This window comes from Bacillus toyonensis BCT-7112 (assembly GCF_000496285.1).
Taxonomy (GTDB): domain Bacteria; phylum Bacillota; class Bacilli; order Bacillales; family Bacillaceae_G; genus Bacillus_A; species Bacillus_A toyonensis.
This window is the reverse complement of the sequence record NC_022781.1, coordinates 3,377,841-3,399,636: the sequence shown is the minus strand read 5'-3', so window position 1 is coordinate 3,399,636 and position 21,796 is coordinate 3,377,841. Positions and strand designations below refer to the sequence as shown.

General features: G+C 35.7%; 24 protein-coding genes and 1 riboswitch. Of the genes, 15 read left to right on the top strand and 9 right to left on the bottom strand.

The window, feature by feature from the left end:
* Positions 1–24: 24 nt before the first annotated feature.
* Positions 25–495, top strand: coding sequence for a MarR family winged helix-turn-helix transcriptional regulator (locus tag BTOYO_RS17400; protein ID WP_000372894.1), 471 nt, complete (start codon positions 25–27; stop codon positions 493–495).
* Between the two features lie 109 nt (positions 496–604).
* Here the strand turns inward: BTOYO_RS17400 and BTOYO_RS17395 are convergent, their stop codons facing one another.
* From BTOYO_RS17395 to BTOYO_RS17385, 3 genes are all read right to left on the bottom strand, one after another.
* Positions 605–1,867 (bottom strand): neutral/alkaline non-lysosomal ceramidase N-terminal domain-containing protein, encoded by a 1,263-nt coding sequence (locus BTOYO_RS17395; RefSeq protein ID WP_002038026.1) that lies wholly within the window; start codon positions 1,865–1,867, stop codon positions 605–607.
* A gap of 107 nt (positions 1,868–1,974) precedes the next feature.
* Positions 1,975–3,393 carry a stage V sporulation protein SpoVR gene (gene spoVR, locus BTOYO_RS17390; RefSeq protein WP_001202697.1) on the bottom strand — a complete coding sequence of 473 codons (1,419 nt, stop codon included), beginning with the start codon at positions 3,391–3,393 and terminating at the stop codon, positions 1,975–1,977.
* 114 nt (positions 3,394–3,507) lie between these two features.
* Positions 3,508–4,068: a nitroreductase family protein gene (locus BTOYO_RS17385; protein WP_002093832.1), complete on the bottom strand. Its 561-nt coding sequence runs from the start codon at positions 4,066–4,068 to the stop codon at positions 3,508–3,510.
* A 234-nt stretch (positions 4,069–4,302) separates the two neighbouring features.
* On the opposite strand from BTOYO_RS17385, the gene BTOYO_RS17380 reads away from it, so the two are divergent.
* The 9 genes from BTOYO_RS17380 to BTOYO_RS17340 all read left to right on the top strand — a co-directional run bounded on the left by BTOYO_RS17380 (position 4,303) and on the right by BTOYO_RS17340 (position 10,992).
* Positions 4,303–4,899, top strand: coding sequence for a hypothetical protein (locus BTOYO_RS17380; RefSeq protein WP_000276987.1), 597 nt, complete (start codon positions 4,303–4,305; stop codon positions 4,897–4,899).
* Between the two features lie 124 nt (positions 4,900–5,023).
* Positions 5,024–6,529: a spore germination protein gene (locus BTOYO_RS17375; protein WP_000489316.1), complete on the top strand. Its 1,506-nt coding sequence runs from the start codon at positions 5,024–5,026 to the stop codon at positions 6,527–6,529.
* The gene (gene gerYC / locus BTOYO_RS17370; protein ID WP_000789833.1) at positions 6,526–7,608 is read left to right on the top strand and encodes a spore germination protein GerYC; all 1,083 of its coding nucleotides are present in this window, start codon (positions 6,526–6,528) and stop codon (positions 7,606–7,608) included. Before BTOYO_RS17375 ends, gerYC begins: the two co-directional genes overlap by 4 nt.
* 13 nt (positions 7,609–7,621) lie before the next feature.
* On the top strand, positions 7,622–8,731 hold the full coding sequence (locus BTOYO_RS17365; protein ID WP_000840374.1) for a GerAB/ArcD/ProY family transporter: 1,110 nt from the start codon (positions 7,622–7,624) through the stop codon (positions 8,729–8,731).
* Positions 8,732–8,776: 45 nt separating this feature from the next.
* Positions 8,777–9,286 carry a PCYCGC domain-containing protein gene (locus BTOYO_RS17360; RefSeq protein ID WP_000761016.1) on the top strand — a complete coding sequence of 170 codons (510 nt, stop codon included), beginning with the start codon at positions 8,777–8,779 and terminating at the stop codon, positions 9,284–9,286.
* A gap of 117 nt (positions 9,287–9,403) precedes the next feature.
* Positions 9,404–9,652 (top strand): YhdB family protein, encoded by a 249-nt coding sequence (locus BTOYO_RS17355; RefSeq protein ID WP_001195459.1) that lies wholly within the window; start codon positions 9,404–9,406, stop codon positions 9,650–9,652.
* Between the two features lie 164 nt (positions 9,653–9,816).
* Positions 9,817–10,236 carry a disulfide formation protein C gene (locus tag BTOYO_RS17350; RefSeq protein ID WP_000532269.1) on the top strand — a complete coding sequence of 140 codons (420 nt, stop codon included), beginning with the start codon at positions 9,817–9,819 and terminating at the stop codon, positions 10,234–10,236.
* A 12-nt stretch (positions 10,237–10,248) separates the two neighbouring features.
* Entirely contained in the window at positions 10,249–10,704 is a 456-nt protein-coding gene (locus BTOYO_RS17345) for a thioredoxin family protein (protein WP_000738448.1), read from the top strand.
* Between the two features lie 72 nt (positions 10,705–10,776).
* Positions 10,777–10,992, top strand: a complete 216-nt coding sequence (locus BTOYO_RS17340; protein WP_001115393.1) for a DUF1540 domain-containing protein — start codon at positions 10,777–10,779, stop codon at positions 10,990–10,992.
* A 33-nt stretch (positions 10,993–11,025) separates the two neighbouring features.
* Here the strand turns inward: BTOYO_RS17340 and BTOYO_RS17335 are convergent, their stop codons facing one another.
* The 3 genes from BTOYO_RS17335 to BTOYO_RS17325 form a co-directional block, all read right to left on the bottom strand.
* Entirely contained in the window at positions 11,026–11,277 is a 252-nt protein-coding gene (locus BTOYO_RS17335) for a hypothetical protein (RefSeq protein WP_000834196.1), read from the bottom strand.
* A 103-nt stretch (positions 11,278–11,380) separates the two neighbouring features.
* On the bottom strand, positions 11,381–12,142 hold the full coding sequence (locus BTOYO_RS17330; protein WP_000756371.1) for a L,D-transpeptidase: 762 nt from the start codon (positions 12,140–12,142) through the stop codon (positions 11,381–11,383).
* A 68-nt stretch (positions 12,143–12,210) separates the two neighbouring features.
* On the bottom strand, positions 12,211–13,077 hold the full coding sequence (locus BTOYO_RS17325; protein ID WP_001136297.1) for an SDR family oxidoreductase: 867 nt from the start codon (positions 13,075–13,077) through the stop codon (positions 12,211–12,213).
* A 202-nt stretch (positions 13,078–13,279) separates the two neighbouring features.
* On the opposite strand from BTOYO_RS17325, the gene BTOYO_RS17320 reads away from it, so the two are divergent.
* The 4 genes from BTOYO_RS17320 (at position 13,280) to BTOYO_RS17305 (ending at position 18,442) form a co-directional block, all read left to right on the top strand.
* The gene (locus BTOYO_RS17320; protein WP_000482720.1) at positions 13,280–14,581 is read left to right on the top strand and encodes an NCS2 family permease; all 1,302 of its coding nucleotides are present in this window, start codon (positions 13,280–13,282) and stop codon (positions 14,579–14,581) included.
* A gap of 91 nt (positions 14,582–14,672) precedes the next feature.
* Positions 14,673–14,778: riboswitch (SAM riboswitch) on the top strand.
* Positions 14,779–14,866: 88 nt separating this feature from the next.
* A complete protein-coding gene (locus BTOYO_RS17315; RefSeq protein ID WP_000732072.1) occupies positions 14,867–15,979 on the top strand; it encodes a sugar ABC transporter substrate-binding protein in 1,113 nt (370 codons plus the stop codon).
* A complete protein-coding gene (locus BTOYO_RS17310; RefSeq protein WP_002093833.1) occupies positions 15,976–17,463 on the top strand; it encodes a sugar ABC transporter ATP-binding protein in 1,488 nt (495 codons plus the stop codon). Before BTOYO_RS17315 ends, BTOYO_RS17310 begins: the two co-directional genes overlap by 4 nt.
* Positions 17,447–18,442, top strand: coding sequence for an ABC transporter permease (locus tag BTOYO_RS17305; RefSeq protein WP_001054979.1), 996 nt, complete (start codon positions 17,447–17,449; stop codon positions 18,440–18,442). The genes BTOYO_RS17310 and BTOYO_RS17305 overlap by 17 nt, the downstream gene beginning before the upstream one ends.
* 245 nt (positions 18,443–18,687) lie before the next feature.
* On the opposite strand, the gene BTOYO_RS17300 is transcribed toward BTOYO_RS17305, so the two are convergent.
* The 3 genes from BTOYO_RS17300 to BTOYO_RS17290 form a co-directional block, all read right to left on the bottom strand.
* Positions 18,688–18,891, bottom strand: coding sequence for a hypothetical protein (locus BTOYO_RS17300; RefSeq protein ID WP_000432816.1), 204 nt, complete (start codon positions 18,889–18,891; stop codon positions 18,688–18,690).
* Between the two features lie 127 nt (positions 18,892–19,018).
* Positions 19,019–19,873, bottom strand: a complete 855-nt coding sequence (locus BTOYO_RS17295; protein ID WP_000892699.1) for a patatin-like phospholipase family protein — start codon at positions 19,871–19,873, stop codon at positions 19,019–19,021.
* Between the two features lie 128 nt (positions 19,874–20,001).
* Positions 20,002–20,463, bottom strand: coding sequence for a MarR family transcriptional regulator (locus BTOYO_RS17290; RefSeq protein WP_000442447.1), 462 nt, complete (start codon positions 20,461–20,463; stop codon positions 20,002–20,004).
* Positions 20,464–20,602: 139 nt separating this feature from the next.
* On the opposite strand from BTOYO_RS17290, the gene BTOYO_RS17285 reads away from it, so the two are divergent.
* A complete protein-coding gene (locus tag BTOYO_RS17285) occupies positions 20,603–21,784 on the top strand; it encodes an MFS transporter (RefSeq protein ID WP_000415972.1) in 1,182 nt (393 codons plus the stop codon).
* The last annotated feature ends 12 nt before the right edge of the window (positions 21,785–21,796 follow it).

The following is a 21,796-nucleotide window of genomic DNA, read 5'->3' as shown; positions in this document are numbered from 1 at the left end:
ACTACAAGTGCGGAGGTTATATATATGGATCAAACATTTAACGAGTTAGATCTTACATCGCTTTTATCATTATCATTTAGCACATTAATTACTGAGCTACATGACAAATTAAGTGAATTAGGATTTGAAGATATTAGGCCAGCACATGGTTTTATGTTCAAACGCATCCTCCCTAATGGGGCAACTGGTATAGAACTAGCTGAATATTTAGGGGTTTCCAAACAAGCTGTAAGTAAAATGGTGGATTCTCTTGAGAATAGTGGCTACGTTACACGTAAAACACACCCTACTGATAAAAGGGGTAAAATCATTGTTTTAACCGAACGTGGTTTAGCAGTAATGAAGGCAAAAGAAGAAATAGTAGCTGAAATAGAGCAGCGATGGATTGAAAACATAGGTACAGAACGAATGCAAATGCTAAAAGAAGATTTGACAACATTCGTTACTAAAGAAAATACAGAGAAATTATCATCAAATATACGACCTGTCTGGTAAACAAAAAACGAATCCATTTTGATTCATCTTCTTCAAAATGGATTCGTTTTTCTATAGCTGTATTAAAAATCATGAATTTCTTTAAATTTTATTCTACTGAATATATTTTTTACGCGTTATATAATTCCATAACTCTCTTCACAACCAACTCCGCAGTATTCTCCTCCGGTGGCATCAATAAATTCGTAACCGGTCCATACACAACAGGGCTTAATTCCACTTCATACCCACCATATGAGAATTCTTCCTTCGTTGGTAAATAACCAATATATCCATTCATATATCCACCAAAGAAAGCTAATTCATTTTGAAGAATCTCTTTCATTTCTAGGGCAGTTTCTGAAAAAGGTTCCATCGGTATGCCAGAGAAAATCCCATCATTAACTTGAAACAGTTGCACTTCTAAATCAATACTTAACCGCCGCATACCTTGCTCATATTTCTCTAAAACGATAGCAAGCCATTCATCCGCATTCACACCCCACTGCTTCTCAGCTAGTTGGGCCATTTTTTGTATCTCATCAATTTCAGGAATATCCTTCAACTTCATTTGCATAGTACTTGAAACTGTCCTTACATTTACAATTGGGCTATATGTAACTGTTGGCAACATCGTTAATACATGTCCACTAAGCATGTAAGCCATTTGGTTTAATGCTTCCCTTGAACCGCGATACTTCGCATTCACATTTCCAGCAGCACCTTGAACAATAATAACTGGGCAGTTTACTATTTTCTCAAGAAGCTCTCTCGTCATCCCCGGATAATCTGCTGACAATACATCACTATCACCTTTTAAAACGTTCGGATGGGCAGTACAAAATATTACAACTCCAGATAACTCCTTCGTTTCAACATCTCTTATTGCTAACATCCCAATTCGCTTATCTACAACACCCTCTATATTCGTTCCCATCTTCGCTTTTCCATCAGATGTTCTCTCTCTTCGGTTTACTCCAATATTACCTGTCGTAACACTCCATCCAACTTCACATAGCTTCAAATTGTTATTCGCAGTAACAGCACCGTGTACTACATTATTTACTAAAAGCGTTTTATACGACTGTACTAGCGGATCATCACCGACCGTTTCTGGACCGGAATGCGTATGAGTATAAACAACCGTTATTCGCTCAAATGGCACATGAAGCCTACTTGCTACTTGCTCACGAATAAAATTCGTAGCCTCTACTAACATTCCAATATTATCAATACTTATAAACACAGTTTTCATTTCATCTTTTTCAAATACAAAGATTGTCCCGTAAATACGCTCTTCAATATTATTTATTCCTGTCTCTCTATGATATCCGACAAAATCAATACCTACAGGTGGCGTAATATCCACCTTACATACCCCTACTTTGCTCATTTGAATCGCTCCATTTCTCTATGTAACTCCCTTTCTTCAAGAATAGCATATTTAACTTTGCTCCAAATAAAAAGAACGGACATAGCATGCTATGTCCGTTCTTTCCATCACACATATTTCCGATGCACCATCTTCCCATCATAAGAAAACACAACGCCCTTACTCTCCACAATGGACTCCATATGCACCGTTCTTCCCCACAACTGATGAAGATATGGCAATACTTTTTCTAAGTATTTTAAATCGAGCTCGATTCCTTCGTAACTATGTTTAATGTATAATTCTCCGTTCTTTAAGTAGTCTCCATCTTCTACTACTAAGTACGGGAATCCACCATTTGTCCGCATATTTACGAGCTGATCACGTACATGTTCCCATTCTTTATCAATTACTTTATATTCTTTTCCTTGGCGCTGGAATAAGTACATATCTTCTCTCATTACGAGTTCTTTATTTAAGTAGTTTCTTAGGAATGATACGTCCCATTCAATTTCGCGTACTTCAAACATTTTCTCTCGACCAGAACCAGGCTTCACACCACGCCTTTTCATTTCTTCTGTCGGGTTGTTGTAGCGTTCTTCAATATCTTCAAACATTTTAATACCGAGGTAGTATGGGTTAATGCTTGTTTTTGATGGCTGAACGACACCTGCATTTAATTTTGCGAATTCGATTGCTTCATCAGATGTTAAGTCCATTTCACGCAGTATACGTTGATGCCAGTAGGAAGCCCAGCCCTCGTTCATGATCTTTGTTTCAAGCTGTGGCCAGAAATATAACATTTCCTCACGCATCATCGTTAATATGTCTCGCTGCCAATCTTCAAGCTCACGGCTATATTCTTCAATAAAGAGTAGTAAATCTTTCTCTGGTTGCGGTGGAATCTTCTTCTTTTTGCGTATATTCGATCGTTCCCTCTTTTTATTTCGATCATCTAAATTCCATAAATCATCGTATTGTGATGCTTTTTTCTTTTCCACTTCTTCCTCTTCTAAATCATCAATACTCCATGCAAGTTTCGGACGCATAAGCGACGGATCAATATGCTCTTGAATGGCAAGTACGGCATCTAAAAATGTTTCTACCTCTGCCTTTCCGTACTTATGCTCATACGCTTTCACACGGTCCGCTGTTGCGGCCATACTCTCTACCATATCCCGCTTCGTATTTGAAAAACGAATATTATTTTTGAAGAAGTCACAGTGTGCTAAAACGTGTGCTACAATTAATTTGTTTTGGATTAAAGAGTTCGTATCCAATAAAAATGCGTAACATGGATCAGAGTTAATAACGAGTTCGTATATTTTACTAAGTCCTAAATCGTATTGTAATTTCATTCTGAAAAATTGTTTTCCAAAACTCCAATGTGAAAACCTTGTCGGCATCCCATATGCACCAAATGTATAAATAATTTCCGCTGGACATATTTCATAACGCATCGGATAAAAATCAAGCCCAAATCCAGTCGCAATTTCCGTAATTTCCGCAATCGCATATTGCAGTGCTTTATCGTCACTTGCTCTCATTATTTTCCCTCCTTACACTTTCCCTTAAGAAAGTGTATGATGGGGAACAAGCTTTCATGAGGATTGATTGCATAATAAAAAGACACCCTCGTAAAAACGAGAATGTCTCATCTATTAATCTTCAATAATCTCCATCTTCTCCGTAATCGGTGTACGAGCTTTTCCTTCTGGCGCTTTTTCGAAATAACCAATATGAAGAATTCCAACGATACGTTGGCCTCTTGTTAAACCGATTCCTTCTATAAATAATGGATTATAGTTTAATCCACCTGATTTCCAAACACAGCCTAAGCCGCGTTCCCAAGCAAGCAATTGGAAGTTTTGCATAAATGCGCATGTTGCAGCGTAATCTTCGTCACGCTGAATTTGACGCGGATCTTCATTCATATATACAACGATTTGTGCAGGTGTGCTTAAGAAACGATCAGATAAAATTTTACCGCGTTTCGCTCTTTCTTCTTCTGTGAAAGAGTTTAATACCGCATCTACTAATTTCTTACGGCCGTCCCCAATGTATAATTTACAATTCCATGGCTCACGGTGTTTATGATTTGGTGCCCACGTTGCATCGTTTAATAGTTCAATTAATAATTCTTTGTCTACTGCTTTATCTGTAAATGTACGAACAGATCGTCTTTCTTTAATAACATTTGCGATGGAAGTATATGTAGTCATATTTTTCTCTCCCTTATTTTTCATCTATATGTATAAGTTTGTTATTGATATTGATTTTCAATTTCGATTATAACCTAGTTTTTCACAATTAATCAATGTTTTATGTTGGAAAACATACAAAAAACTTCTTTTTCTACTGTGAATAAAAAAACTTAGCTTGTTCACAAGTTTTTCACATTTTATGGAAATGATATGTGTAAAGTTTTCCACATTATCCATCTAGGAGGAGTTTACATGTACAAAAAAATCGCAGTAAGTATGACTATGGCCGCATTATTATGCGGGGTATCTACCTTCCCTGCTTCTGCTACCACGCCAAAGGAAGTTGCAATGCATCATCATAAACCTATTTCAGAAGAAGAAATGCAGTCGCTCGAAAAACTCGGCTATAATAAACATGAAATTTGGAAAGCTGCCCACATTGCAAGAATCAGCAAAAAAGAAACTAAGGACGTTTTAGCTTACTATAAGCAAAATAAATCCTGGGAGAAAACCGCACAACATTTCGGTGTAGATCCAAGTAAGCTTAAAAAGCATCATATGAATAAAGAAACAAAAAAAGCATTACTGCAACAATTAGCAACTATGCAAAAATCCACACCAGATGGACTAAAACAAAAAATGAAAGAATATAATATCGGCTTACGTCAGCTCACGGTATTAACAATCATCTCTCAAAAAAGTAATACCCCTCTTGATGATGTACTAAAAATGAAAAAAGACGGTATGGATATTAAACAAATCGCGGAAAAATTAAATGTTAAAAGAGAAGATATACGAGCAGAGATGATTAAATTAGTGAAGTCTATTAAAGAGAAGCAAACAAATTAACACGCAAAAAAGGAAGAGGTATTCACTGCTCTTCCTTTTCTTTATGAACTTTCAACTTTGAAGTATAAATTCCCGTCTTTCCCAAAAACTAACATAAACAAATGATGTAGTAAGGGGTGAGAAAGTGTTTCGTTTATCGTCTAAAAAGAAGAAAAAAACAATCTGTTCCATTCCAGAGTTTATCCTCACTATGAAAGAATCTAGTGATTTCGTTTCTTATAACATCGTAGAAGATGGGACACTATGTTTGTTTTATTATAAATCTACAGCTGAATCACTCCTCATTAATCGATTCATTTTAACACCTATAAAAAGAGAATTAGATCGCATTGAAAATATAAGTGACATAGCAAATATCGTTACACTCGAAGGGATCATCACCAGTCCTTCTATTGATGATATTCGTGAAAAATTATTAGTTGGGTATGTACTCATACAGATAACAAACGATTCCCAAGCAGCAGAATATGCACTTATTCGTGCTGAAAGTTCAGTTTTAGGTACACGATTATATAACGATACCGAAAATGAATATAGTGTAATCGGTCCAAAAGTCGGATTTGTTGAAAATATTGATACAAATACACACTTACTTCGCCGAAATATAGTAACAGAGCAATTAGTTTTCAAAGAAGTTATAGTTGGCTCTATATCAAAAACAAAGGTTATAGTTGCTTACATCGAAGGCATTACAAATGAACAACACATCAATACTGCAATGCAGCGCTTACAAGACGTTGACTTTGATGTTCCTTTTGATGCAACTATGATTGAACAGTTTATTAGCGATAATAGTAACTCACCCTTCCCTGTTTTACTACCTACAGAGCGGCTAGACCGCTCGGTGTACGCATTACTGAATGGAGGCGTTGTTATTTTAACAGACGGTTCACCTTACGCATTAGCTGGACCAGCGACGTTACTTGATTTCTTCGTCTCGCCAGAAGATTATTATTTACCATGGATTGCAGGCTCATTTCTTAGATTAGTTCGTTTTTTTGGAGCAGCTTTCTCTCTATTTTCTTCAGCTATTTACACAGCTGTATTAACATATCATTATCAAATGATTCCTGCAGATTTACTTGGCCCTATTATTTATTCTAGAGCCAATGTACCATTTCCACCTGTTTTGGAAGCTCTTTTTTTAGAAATTACAATTGAATTACTGCGTGAAGCTGGAGCACGCTTACCGACTAAAGTCGGCCAAACAATTGGTATTGTTGGAGGAATTGTAATTGGGCAAGCATCTGTTGAAGCTGCTTTAACGAGTACGATTTTATTAATTGCGGTTGCATTATCTGCGCTTGCTTCTTTTACAACACCGACAGTAAAAATGTCTTCTACAATCCGGATATTACGATTTCCTCTTATCATTTTAGCTGGAGCGTTTGGTGGCGTTGGTCTCATCGTCGGATTTGTATTCATATTAGCTCATTTAATTCGCCTTAAATCACTCGGATCACCTTATTTATTACCTTTATATCCATTCCGCGGTTTAGGGACAGCAGAAGGACTCCTTCGTTTGCCGTTTAGTCAAACTGCTGGGCGTGCCTCTTTTCTGAGACCAAAAAAGAAATGGCGCTATGACCCAAACAAAGCGAAAGAAAAACGTGACGGTGAAGAGAAATGAAAAATATTTTATTATGCTTTTCCATTATCATTTTAATTTTTCAATCTGGTTGTACAGAAACAAATATAGTTGATACACAGCGAATGATTCACGTAGGTGGATTCGATATAATGAAAGATAAAAAATTTCGCGGGACAATTTTATATCCCGATTACACAAAAGGAGTACAATCGAAACCAGAAACTCAATCAACTCATGCAGGTACAATTGAAACTATATCGTCCCTTCTAAACGCAAAATCGCCACATACGATCGCTATAGGTCAAATGCGTGTTGTCCTATTTGGGAAAGCATTTGGTGAACGTGGAATTGGAGATGTTATTAACAACTTACAACGTGACCCTAACATTGGCCGCGATGTACAGCTAGCACTGGTAGATGGTTCAGCAGAAGAATTACTTAAACATGTTAAAACAAATGGATCACTTTATCTATCTGATTTACTGGAGCAAAATATAAAAAACGAGACAATCCCGCGGACAGCTTTAAATATTTTTTTATATAACTTTTATTCATCAGGATGCGATCCATTTCTTCCTTATATTAAAGTTGATGAAGACAAGTCCGCTTCCATTAAAGGACTCGCTTTTTTAAAAAAGGATAAAGTGGTTATGTACACCGATAAAAAAGAATCTTTTTTATTAAAATTACTTATTAACCCAACGAAAAATGGTCGCTACGAAGTTCCAATACGTCAAGGTAAGCATAAAGGATTGATCGCTACTCAAAACTTATCTGGAAAAAGTGTTTGTTCTCTTTCGCAAAACGGTGATATTCCGAAAGTTAACATTCACTTAAAATTAAATGGACTCATAAAAAATGCTCCCGACTGGCTTGATTTATCTAAGAACGAAAATGTAACTTACGTAAAAAAACATGTAGAAAAAACGCTTGAGAAACATTTAAACGAATTAATAAAACAATTCCAAGAAAAAAAAATTGATCCAATAGGTATACGAGAAGAAATTCGTAGTCATTCAAGAAAATGGACTATAAAACAAATTCAAGAAATGTACCCTAATGTAGACGTTGCTGTTCATGTGCAAATCAATGTCGTGCAATCTGGTATCGGAGAATAGTGGAGGTGCTATAATGGCTGAACAAGATAAAACACATACTGTTTCCCCTTATTTCACATTCCTTCTATTACACTCCCTTCAAATTGGAGTAGGTGTGTTAGGGTACCAAAGAATTATTGCGCAATATGCCGGTTATGATGCTTGGATTTCTCTTATTATCGCTGGTATTGCAACTCATATCGTTTTATTTTGTATGCTTAAAATGTTAGAAAAAGATAATGATTTAATGAATATTCATACGACATGTTTTGGAAAGTGGATTGGAACATTTTTTTCCGTATGTTTTGCCGCATACCTTCTATTATTTTGTCTTACTGTTCTTCGTACATATATTGAAGTCATTCAAGTTTGGGTCTTTCCTACAATTAAACCGTGGAAATTAACTTTACTATTTTTACTTGTAACTTATTACATAATTAGAGGCGGCTTTCGTTCTGTAACAGGAATATGTTTTTGGGGTGTCATAATACCGATTTTCGTACTACTTTTCTTAGTTTTCCCAATGAAATACGCACATGTCCGTAACATTTTCCCAATTCTCGCTCATTCACCTTTAGACATTTTAACTTCAGCGAAAGCATCTGCATTAGAATTTCTTGGATTTGAAGCAATCCTTATCTTTTATCCATTTATTAAAAAAGGAAAATCGTTAAATAAATGGGCACATAGCGGTATTGCTTTTACAACCATTCTATACGTAATATTAGCGATTGTGTCCCTTATGTACTATAGCCAAGGGCAACTACATCATACAATTTGGCCAACATTAACGATGCTAAAAATAATTAAGGTTCCTTTTATCCAAAGGTTTGAGTACATTATTATTTTCTTATGGTATCTAATTATTTTACCTAACCTTTGTTTAACGATTTGGTCTTCTTGTTGCATTACTAAGAAATCTTTTCGCATACCATTTAACATTACACTGCCATTTTTTATCGCAACTATATTTATTTCATCCTTGTATTTCACAAACCGCGAAAGTATCAATACATTGAATACAGTACTGTCTCAAGCTGGTTTATATATTGTATACGCTTATATCCCAGTCTTATTTCTATTCCATTCATTGCGGTGGCGCTTCAAAAATAAGTCGAAAGAATCTTCACCCGACACACCATGATATTTGATACAATTTGATTAATACATGTGTAAAGGGGACAAGCGTATGAAGAAATATGTATTTTCTTTACTTGCAGTACTGAGTTTAATTCTTGCTGGATGTGGAGCTACTAGTACAAATGAAAAAAAATCATCTGAATCAAAAGAAGAGCATGACCATGCATCGCACACGCAGCAAGCTGACATTCAAGAAAAAACAAAGGGAGTCGACACACTTCCTGCCTTCCTAGACAAGCTTGATCCACAAATGAAAGACATTTACACTGTCGCTGGACAAAATGCAGAGCTATTAGATTGGATTCCATGTTACTGCGGTTGCGGTGAAAGTGTAGGACATAAAAACAATAAAAATTGCTTTATTCGTGAAATTAAGAAGAATGGTGAAGTTGTTTGGGATTCCCATGCAACGACTTGCGTCAATTGCCTAGAAATCGCAGTTGAATCAGCTACGATGAAACAAAAAGGAAAATCAACGCTTGAAATTCGTAACTATATTGACAATAAATACAAAGAAGGCTATGGCAAACCAACACCTACGCCAATGCCAAAAGCTTAAAAAACGAGGAAATACCTCGTTTTTTTTCATTCACTTTTTTTCTTAACAAATTCTTTCAAGTGTATTTCTCCTTACTTATCACACACTATATATAACTCTCGGTAAGGAGGGTACACAGTGCAAACATATAACGACTATGATAAAGCTCTCTATTACACGTATTGCTGTAATTGGGATAAATTACTCGTTCTCATGGTTCAGACGAACGATCAATTATTTTCTAAGCGTATTGAGCATTTTTTACATGCTTATCAATACAGTAAAGAGCTACCAGAAGTTGATAAACAATTGCAGCTCCTATTTCAATATATTGACCACGCATCTCAAAAGTCACATGTAGAAGAAGTAGAGCAAATTCAAATGTAAAATATAGCGCTATTCTCTTTATGAGAATGGCGCTTTTTAAAATGTTGATATCAATAAATGTTTCTCCTTATAAAACTTTTATTGATAAACATATTTTCTCTTTCTTTTCCCTACTACTTCATACTATAATTTAGTATGTAACTATTATAAGTGAGGTATAAAATATGGGACGAGAAAAAAAGCAAGAATATGCTTTACTTACTGCATGGGGAGCTTCATTTATTGCTACATTAGGAAGTCTATACTTTTCCGAAATCATGAAATTTGAGCCTTGTGTCCTTTGTTGGTATCAGCGTATTTTTATGTATCCATTTGTTTTATGGCTTGGTATCGCTGTAGTAAAGAAAGACTATCGCATTGCAAGTTATTCTTTACCAATCGCAAGTATTGGTGCTTGTATTTCTTTATATCACTATGCAATTCAAAAAATCGCAGCATTTTCAGCTGCTGGGGCAGCTTGCGGCCGCGTACCTTGTACGGGAGAATACATAAACTGGTTCGGCTTTGTGACCATCCCGTTTTTAGCACTTATCGGCTTTATCACAATCGCTGTTTGTAGCTTTATCGTAATCAAAAACAAATAAGGAGATGAAAGAATGAAAAAAATGCTTATATTTGGCGGTATTATTATTGCCTTGTTTGTAGCAATTTTCGCTGTCACACAAATGGAAGAAAAAAATGCTTCAACTAGCCAAAAAATTGATAATGCTACTGGTAGTCAAACAGATGGTGCTGACTACTACACAAATAAAATCTCTCTTTCAGATCTCCAAAAGAATTTAAAAGAGAAAAAAGAAGAAACAGTATACTTTTATCAAACATCTTGCGTTCATTGCCAAAAATTATCTCCTGTCGTAGTACCGATGGCTAAAGACTTGAATGTTGATATGAAAGTTATGGATATTGAAAAATTAGATGCTCCTTGGGATGAATATAAAATTCAAGGTACACCAACAATCATTCATTTTAAAGATGGTAAAGAAGTGAGCCGTATTAGCGGCGAACAATCGAAAGACAAATTAAAAGAATGGCTTGAGCAAACGAAGAAATAACGAGAAAAGGAAACTCCTTCTACACATGAAATGGGCGTAAAACCTCACACTAATGTATAAGGAGGGGGTTTTATGCCAGAAGTAAAATGCTCTGTTTCCAATTGCTCATTTTGGGGACAAGGTAACTTTTGTCAAGCAAGTGCTATCATCGTTCAGCCTGATGCAGATGAAGCTGGTCAAACTGAAAATGATTCGTATACAAGCGCGGTTTTAACAAACGAGACGTTAGAAAGCTCTGTAGCAACGAGTGTAGAAACTTGTTGCCATACATTTAAACCAAAATATTAAACATAAAAAGCATACGATGAATCGTATGCTTTTTTACATTCCCCTCCAAAAATCGTGCATGATAAAAAAGTACAAAATAACGAGGACAACCGTCCCACATAGGGTAATGCGCCTATATATACTCTTTTCTCCTTCCCTTGCTTTTACAAAAGCCCAAATAAATCCGAAGAACAATATTAAATCAACATATGGAACATAAAAGGAAAAGACGAGAAACGCATACAAATACACAATGAATAAACAGGTCGTTACTAAGAAAACTTTAAATGCAAATTCGCTTTTCATAATGTAACCGCCCCCTATCTGTATTGTATTATATTCAGCAAAATACAATAGTTGCAGTTAAACTCCAAGTAGAAATAAGCTACCGCCTATAAAACGGTAGCTATTACGGAACATTGTATTTCCGTTTATATATATTACTTAAAGTCGAAGTAGGAATTTGCTCGTAACGAATTTTTTCTCCTGTTTCATCTACAATATACAAATTGTTTCCTATATAATATATTCCATTTTTTCGTTTTGAGTACACCGTATATCTTTCATTCGGCAATACCGTTTTCACTTTTGTTAACTGCCCATTCGGTTCTTGCCAATATATATCCGCGCGATCTACTAACGTAAGTATTCCTATTTGCTCTTCTTCTACTTTACGACCATTCCAACTCACAACACGATAACCAAGTGTATTTGCCTCATATTCCGGACTCATATGAAAACGAGAAATGATTACTTTTGTTTGTAATTGTACTCGGTCATATAACCATTGTATATCCTTGTCATGCATGCGAATACAACCATTTGATTCCCTACTTCCAATCGTCCATTCCCGATTTGTCCCGTGAATCGCATATTCCTTTTTATCTAGTCCAAGCCACCTCGTACCGAGAGGGTTGTTTGGTGCACCACCACGTATCTTTTTTCGATGGTATTCTTTATTTTTATATTTAGTTATAATACAAAAATTACCTTCTGGCGTAGGTGTACGATCTCTTCCAGTCGTTATCGGAAACGTTCTCGTATAGTTTCCTTCTTCAAAGAAAGACAGCTGATTCGTCGTAAGATTAACTAATATTAAATGATCTGTATTAGCAAAAACGCTAGCTGGTAGGCAGAAAAATAGGATTACGATAAACAATACTTTTTTCATCTAAATCCTCCCTAGCACTAACATCATAATAAATGCAATTAGCTTTACTTTGCTCTTATAAATGAAAACTATCCATTTACGATAACGCCTCCGTTTACATGTATCATTTGCCCCGTAACATAAGATGAATCGTCCGATGCTAAGTATACGTATGCTGGTGCTAATTCATATGGCTGACCAGGTCTTTGCATCGGAACATTGCTTCCAAACTGTGACACTTTCTTCTCACCAAAGCTCGATGGAATAAGAGGTGTCCAAATCGGGCCTGGCGCAACACCATTTACACGAATTCCTTTTTGCACTAACGATTGAGAGAGAGATCTTGTAAAAGCAACGATAGCTCCTTTCGTTGCAGAATAATCAATTAAAGTTTCATTTCCTTCATATGCAACGATAGACGCCGTATTTATAATGACATCCCCTTGTTTGAAGTGAGAAAGTGCTGCTTTCGTAACGTGAAAATAAGAAAAAATATTGATACGGAATGTTTTTTCTAGCTGTTCTGCTGTAATATATTCTAGTCCTTGCTGCGGATATTGCTGTGCGACGTTATTCACAACAATATTTAAACCACCTAACTGCGAAACAGTCTCTTCCACAATATCTTTACAATGTTGTTCATTACTTAAATCTCCCGGTAGTAATACACACTTTACACCTTCTTTTTCAACACGTTGTTTCGTCTCATTCGCATCCTCCTCCTCATCTAAATAAGCAATTGCAATATTTGCACCCTCTTTTGCAAAAGCGATGGAAACAGCTCGTCCAATCCCGCTATCTCCCCCTGTAATTAACACATTCTTCCCCTTTAACTTTTCACTTCCCTTATAATTGGGATCTTCAAACTGCGGAAGTGGATTCATTAATGATTCAATACCAGGCTGTTTATTTTGATGTTGGGCTGGCATTGTTAAAAAGCTTTTTTGCTGTGGCATAACTTCCTTCAGCTCCTTTTCCTTATCATGTGCACAATAAAAAACTACAATTCACACATAGTTTTACGATTAATATTCGAATTTAAGACACAAAATATGAATTGTTGTAAACTTTTTATACAAAACTATTGCAAAATAGTTAAAAAACGAATATTATATATAACTGTTGTGAAAATTATTCGTAAACAGAAAGGATGTTTATATGTTTAACCTTTCAAAACATAAAACTTCTATTAAAACTGAAATTATGGCAGGTATTATTACCTTCTTAACAATGGCATATATCATTGTCGTAAACCCTGTCATCCTTGGGGATGCAGGTGTTCCATTTGAACAAGCATTTACAGCAACAATTATCGCTGCTGTTGTCGGAACATTATTTATGGCGATCTTTACAAACTTACCAATCGCAATTGCACCAGGTATGGGATTAAATGCTTACTTCTCTTACTCTGTTGTAAAAGCTCATGAAGGCATGACTTTCGCAATTGCATTCTCTGCTGTATTCGTAGCAGGTATGATTTTAATTTTGTTATCATTCACATCTTTCCGTACAAAATTAATGGAAGCCATTCCTGAAAACTTAAAACACGCAATTACTGCTGGTATCGGACTATTTATCGCCTTTATCGGTTTACGTTTAACAGGTATCGTTACAAAAAACGATGCAAACTTAGTTGGACTTGGTGATCTTCACTCTGCTCCAGTTCTACTAGCATTAGCTGGACTTGGAATTACAATTGTCCTTATGTCTTTAAATGTAAATGGTGCGCTATTTATCGGCATGCTATTAACTGGTCTTATCGCTTTCTTCACAGGACAATTAACGTTCTCAAACGGTGTTACATCAATGCCTGGATTACCAGAAGGAATTATCGTATCAAATCCAATTACTGCTGTATCTGATGTAATTAACTACGGATTATACGGCGTTGTATTCTCATTCTTCCTTGTTACACTATTCGATACAACAGGTACACTACTTGGCGTTGCGCAACAAGGTGGATTTATGAAAGACGGAAAGCTTCCAAAAGCAGGACGAGCTCTTCTATCTGACTCATTCTCAGCAACAATCGGTTCTATGTTCGGAACAACACCATCAACAGCTTACATTGAATCTTCTGCTGGTGTTGCAGCTGGTGGCCGTACTGGTTTAACAACAGTTACAGTAGCTGTTCTATTCGCATTAGCAGCTTTCTTTGGACCATTAGTGAGCGCTGTATCTGGTGTATCAGCTATTACTGCACCATCACTAATTATCGTTGGTAGTCTTATGATGGGTTCAGTTCGCCACATCGATTGGGATTCATTTGATGAAGCATTCCCAGCATTCTTAGTAATCTTAAGCATGCCACTTACATCAAGTATCGCAACAGGTATCGCACTTGGATTTATTTCATACCCACTTATGAAAGTGGCAAAAGGTAAATTCCGTTCTGTTCACCCACTTGTGTATGTATTCGGAATCTTGTTCGCTTATCAATTGATATTCTTACCACATTAAAATCCCTCTTTCTGAGGGATTTTTTATTTTCAAAAAACATTTGACAACTGTACAGAATCATGGAATAATTCAAAATAGTTAAATATTCGATGTCTTATCAAGAGCAGGTGGAGGGATGAGCCCTACGAAGCCCGGCAACCGACCCATTTATGGGCACGGTGCTAATTCTTACAACACGTTGTGTTGAAAGATAAGAGTAATATGATAAGACGTCTTTTCTATATGAAAAGGCGTTTTTTATTTTCACTCCCTCCCCTCTCTTCTTAGTTTAGGAGGGATTTTTTTATGAAAAAATTGTGTTCCATCGTACTTATTTTTCTATTACTTACATTGACGGCTTGTACAAATGAACAAGATGCTATCTCTTCACAAAAGCAACAAACGGTGAAAAAAGTAACTACAACAGTTGAAAATCATTTACAAACAGAAATTCCAAAGCAAATAAAAAAGCCATTAAAAATCGCATTAATTATGCAAATGTCTATCGGAACTTTTTCCTCTCAATATATTGAGGGCGTCAAAAAACAAGTCGAGCTATTTGGCGGTAGTGTACAAGTCTACAATTCTGATAACGATTTAGCAAAAATGGCTGCAAATTTAGATACTGCTATTAATTCAAAAGTGGATGGTATTTTAATTGATCATGGCCGATCTGAAGCATTAAAACCTGGGGTAGAAAAAGCGTTACAGGCGAACATTCCCGTAGTCGCGTTTGATAACGATCTACGCTTACCAGGTGTAACGATTATTGATCAAGATGACTATAGTCTTGCATGGAAATCATTAAAAACGTTAGCAGAAGATTTGAATGGACAAGGAAATATCGCAGTCGTATGGGTTGGCGGATTTGCTCCAATGGAACGTCGTAACGTTATCATTGATGCTTTTTATAAACGGTATCCAAATATAAAAGAAGTTGCGCGATTCGGTACTGCTAGTAATAACACACCACTTGATACACAAACACAAGTAGAAGCTTTACTAAAAAAATATCCGAAAGAAGGAGATTTACAAGCCATTTTCGCTTCGTGGGATGAGTTTGCTAAAGGAGCTGTTAAAGCACTTGAACAAGCTGGTCGTACAGATATAAAAGTATACAGCATTGACTTAAGTAATGAAGATTTACAACTTATGCAAAAAGAAAACTCACCTTGGTCTGCTACGGCTGCAACGGATCCAGCTGAAGTAGGGAAAGTTCAAGTACGATTCTTATACAAAAAAATTGCCGGTGAACAAACGCCAGATATTTATTCACTAGAACCTTATTTAGTAAAGAAAAATAGTTTACCAAAAGAAAATATAACAATGGATCAATTATCAAAACATATAAACGGTTGGGGAGACTCGAAAGATGCGTATTCTCCTTGGATGAAAAAATTAGAGAAGGAGAAAAAATGATGACATTCTCTCTTCAAAACATTACACATTCTTATCATGCCGCTACACCTGTTCTAGAAGATGTTTCTATCCATATTCAAAAAGGAAAAGTTCATGCCCTACTAGGAATGAACGGTGCTGGGAAAAGTACTCTACTGAAAATAGCAACTGGTGAAATTCAACCAGTTGCTGGCGATATAAAAATTGATAATCAGTCTGTTTCCTTTCCTTCGCCACGCGATGCAAAAAAGCACGGTATTTCTTTCGTAACACAAGAAGTAGACCACGGACTTATTCCGGGATTATCTGTATTAGAAAATGTACTTATCGATCATTTAGCAATGCAAAATAAAGTACTATTTTCAAAGTCAAAATTAGTCGCACTCGCTAAACAACATTTGCAAACTGTACAGGCTGATTTAAATATTTTTGAAGATGTTTCAAACTGCTCATTACATGAAAAACAATTACTTCTTATCGCAAGAGCTTTATCCAACAATACAAATTATCTTTTATTAGATGAGCCTACTTCTTCTCTTGGACCGAAAGAAATTGAAACCTTCGGGCAACTATTAAAAGATTTAACATCAAAAGGAATTGGCATCATCTTAATTTCTCATCGTTTATCAGAGATTCGAAATTTCGCGGATGATGTAACTGTATTACATAATGGTAAAGTCGCACTTTTTGATGCGATTACAAAGGTTACAGATCAACAAATTGTAGAATCGATGACTGGAAAACAACTTACACTTCCTATTAATGCAGCACCAAAACGAGGGAACGAAGAATTCTTTAAAGTACAAGAACTTCCATTACACAAAAACCATTCTCCCCTTTCTCTCACCGTACGGAAAGGTGAAACTGTTGTGATATACGGATTAATTGGCAGTGGCAAAACAACACTTGCTGAAACGTTATTTGGTGCTCATCATACTTATCACGCAGAAATAAACGGTCAAAATATAACGATTAAAACACCGCGAGATGCGATTAAAGCGAAAATCGCACTTGTACCAGAAGAAAGAAGAAAACAAGGCGTATTTCTTTCGGAAGATATTATAAGCCACACGAATTTACACCAATCAGGTTGGAGACGAAAACAAACCGAATTAAATAATGCTACTGCGGCAATTTCTTCTTTCAGCATTTCACCGAATGACCCAAAAGCCTTTATTCATTCACTTAGCGGTGGAAATCAACAAAAAGTCTCGATTGCAAAGTGGCATGGATTCAAACCGAATCTCTTTCTTTTAGACGAGCCAACTAAAGGTGTAGACATAGCTGCAAAACAAGACATTTTTCAATTCATTCGTAACATTACTGAAAACGGGAGTTCCGTAATTTACTTCACAGGAGAACAAGATGAAGCACTACATATCGCTGATCGCATTCTTATACTGGCAAACGGAGAATTTGTAGGTGAATACTTACCAAACGAACTATCTCCTGAACAGCTTTTACATTTATCTGAAGGGAGTTATTCCATTGAATCTCGTTCATAAAACAAAAACTAAGAAACTATATTTACCTACTCATCTTTTTTATCAATTTAGTACGATTGCTATCATTATAGGTGTTACAATTTTCTTCTCTATCGTCAACGATTCTTTTTTAACGTACAACAATATTAGTGATATTTTACGCTCCATTTCTATCGTAACGTTACTTGCAATTGGTGTTACCTTTACATTAATTGTAGATGGGTTTGATTTATCAGTCGGCTCTACCGCTAGTTTAGCAACCATTGCAGCTGCTTCCTGTCTCGTTTTATATCGACAAGAACTATTAGTCACACTCCTTGTTCCTATTCTTTGTGGACTATTAGTTGGATTATTAAATGCACTACTCGTTATCCGAATTAAACTACCAGATTTACTAGCTACATTAAGTATTATGTATATCGTGAATGGACTACACTTAACATTTTCAAAAGGATCTTCTATTTATGAAGGAATGTCTGGTGCCAAAGGACATTTTATTCCATCCTTTTTATTTATCGGTCAAGGTTCTGTCTTAGGAATTCCAGTCCCTGTCATTATCATGCTTATTGTCGTTTTGATTGCATATGTATTTTTAGAAAAAACAACGTACGGTCGTTTCTTTTATATGACAGGTGGGAATCGAGAAGCTGCTAGACTAGCTGGTATTCCTACTGATCGTTACCGTGTATATGCCTATATGATTAGCGGTTTACTTGCCTCTATTGGCGGAATTATTCTATGTAGCCGCGTTGGCACAGGACAAGTTTCAGCTGGCGCCCCATTATTAATGGATGCAGTTGCCGCTGCCTATATCGGTTATGCAATGTTCGGTGCTAAGAAACCAAATGTCATCGGAACATTTCTTGGTTCCGTATTAATCGGGATCATATTAAACGGCCTTACAATGATGAACGTTCCTTATTATGCACAAGATATCATTAAAGGCAGTATTTTAATTGCTGCTTTAGCCTTTTCATTTATTAAAAAGAACCGTAAATAAAGTGAAGGCTTTTACGGGCAAATAGCGGGATAAAAAGTAGCGCATCGAATTCGATGCGCTACTTTCCTTTTGCAACAATCACACGAACTACTTTCAACGCAAGGAGCAGAAGACCGTTCGCTATTGCTATAACACCTAAGAAAATTGCTATCATCAGCTCTCCCATTCCATTATTAAATACATAAATAATAGAAGAAATGAAAACCTCCTCTACGACCAAACTACTTAAAAGAGGTTAGAAACCTTTAATATTTCTCATTTACCTGTAATTCTTTACTATACTTTTGAATGAACACTGATGAAATAATCATTACCATTCCTATACTAAAACCAATAAGCTGATCTAATAACATTTCATCATGCATGAGTAAACGAAATAAAAATACACCACCAAAAATAAGCAACATAGTAAATCCAGTATGTCTAAGTCCTTTATATACATTTTCCATATGTATCACCTCTCCACATACCTTTATCCATATTATACCATATTCCGAAAATTTGTATAACCAACATTCGGTATTGAAACCACTAATAAAAAAGACTGCAGAGAAATTCTTCTCCGCAGCCTAATATTTATTTTTGCAAAAACGCCTGTAAATCTGCAAATTGTCTCTTTGCATCCTCATAGCCTTGCTCATATAAACTTTGTAATTTTGCTGTATCTTTTTCCATACGATCTACTTGAAGCGGCACTTCTGGGCGAATAACAAATAAATTCCCAGCTTGTTCTTCTTTTTCAATGTAGTGAAGTGTTTCATTATACACTTCATAACGATTCAGCATCGTGTTAACAAGGTTCGGATATTTTTTATAAGCTTTCGCTGCAACCCATCCAAACTTTGATTTTTTCTTTGCGTAACCATGATTTCTCGTTAAAATAACGACTGATTTTTTAAATCCGTCTTCTTGCGCTTTACGAACTGGAATCGGATCAGAAATCCCGCCATCTAACAATTGCTTACCGCGGTAATTTACTACCGGTGCAATGAAAGGCAATGAACTAGACGCTTGTAATAAATTTAGCGCATCATCATTCGTTCCTTCTTTTTCAAAATAAACAGATTGCCCTGTTTCACAATCTGTTGTCCCTACAAGGAAACGCTCTGGACTATTGAAGTATGTTTCAAAATCAAACGGCACATGCTTTTCTGGAATTTCATGAAAAATGAAATCCATATCGAATAGTTGACGTTTTTTCCACAAATTTTTATACGATAAATATTGTGGATGTGATGCATAATCAATATTGACTGTTTTATTTCTATTTCTTTGTCTGGAAAGATACGACGCTGCATGACAAGCACCAGCCGAGACACCAATCACATATGGAAAATATAAATCTTGTTCCATAAAATATTCTAATATCCCGCCCGTATATACACCACGCATACCGCCGCCTTCTAATACTAACCCCGTATTTTCAAGCATGTTACTCTCTCCTCTATATATATTGACTCTTTAATTATTCACTATGTTAAGTATCTTTTTCTATTATATATGAGTTCTTTCAGAAATTATATTCAAAAGGCTTGAGAAAAAAGTATTTTTTCTTCCAATTATATTTCCAAATGATCAGAGACATCCTTTATAAACCTTTGAATAAAATCTTGCTCTTCTTTCGTATATCCATCTAAAAGTAACAGCCACTTTTCTTCCGCTTGTTTATGCAACTTTTCATGAGCTTTATATATTTCATTTCCTCTTTCCGTTAAGCGGAAGAAAATTTCTTTTTGATTATCTAACATTTGCATCTTCTCAACGAACTGCTTTTGAAATAACTTTGTACAAATTTTAGAGATCGCGCCCTTCGTCATTCCCATTTCTGTCGTAATAGCCGTTACATTCATGAGACCATTTTGTCCGATACACTCGATAACATGTAACTCAGATAAAGACATACCACTTACACCTGTTTCACGAAGAAACTTCTCATTATTTTCTTTCAAATGCTCTTCTTTTTTATGAAAAAGTGTACGAATATCCGAAATTATTTCCATTTGTTTCGCTGTACGTTCCAATCCATTCGCCTCCTAAGTTTCCAAAGAAACAATTTAACTATATACCATTTTAAAATCATTTCTCCATCTTTACAAGTGAGAAAATCATGTTAAAATAAATTTAGTTTCCTAGGAAACTAAAAATAAGGAGGTTAGCATTATGGAAAAAACCAAACTGAATTTCATTTTATATGTTGTCTGTATGAGTGCCTTACTCAGTTCCTTCGCTCAAAATATTTACACACCGATCTTACCGATGATTCAAAATTCGTTTCATACTTCTCTTTATCTTGTAAGTTTAACCGTTTCACTTTTCACATTCATTCTTGCGATTATGCAGCTCATATACGGACCTTTAATTGATACAAAAGGAAGAAAATCTGTCCTTATCCCTAGTTTAATTATTAGTACAATCGGCTCAATTGGTTGTGCTTTCTCACCAAACATTTACTTATTTCTATTTTTTAGAGCTGTTCAAGCTATAGGAATAGCGGCTATACCTGTAGTTGCAGCAACGATTATCGGTGATTTATTTGAAGGAAAAGAACGCGGAGAAGCGATGAGCCTTTATCAAATGTTACTTGCTCTCGCACCTGCGATCGGCCCTCTTATAGGTGGTTATCTCGGCAGTATACACGGCCACTTATCTGTATTTCTGTTTTTATCTACAATTGGCATCATATTATTAATTATAAACATTTCACTACTTCCAGAAACAAAACCAAATGTAATTAAACAACCTAAAGTAAAAAAGAATTACTGGCTTATCTTAAAAAATAAAACTGGATTTTCTATTACACTTATTGGCTTTATTCAATTTTGTATGTATTTCTGTTTCCTGGTTTTTTTGCCTAGCATATTAACAAATATATATCATCTACACGCAAGTGAAATTGGTCTTATGTTTGTACCAATGTCCCTTTCTATTATGTTAGGAAGTTATTGCTACAAATTTTTGCAAAAACAGTTCACAACAAAGCAAGCTTTATTCATCACTAGTTTCTTCAATATTATATGTATCACTTTATTCTCTTTAGCATATAGCAACAATATCCCAACCTTCATTATCGTTACCTCTTTATACGGTTTTAGCATGGGACTTTCTATGCCAACTCACACTACTTTATTAACGGAAGAATTCGTACAAGAACGCGCAACAGCTATCGGTATGTACAACTTCATTCGCTATTTTGGCATGGGTACAGGACCTATTGTAGGTGGGTTTCTTTTATTTAATCAAAATTACTTTTGGATTTTCTTTATAGGAGCAGTTACATTTCTACTTATAGTTTTATACGCAATAAAAATGTTACGTTTCTCTACCGCACAAAAGGCAAAATAGAGCCCCCGAAAG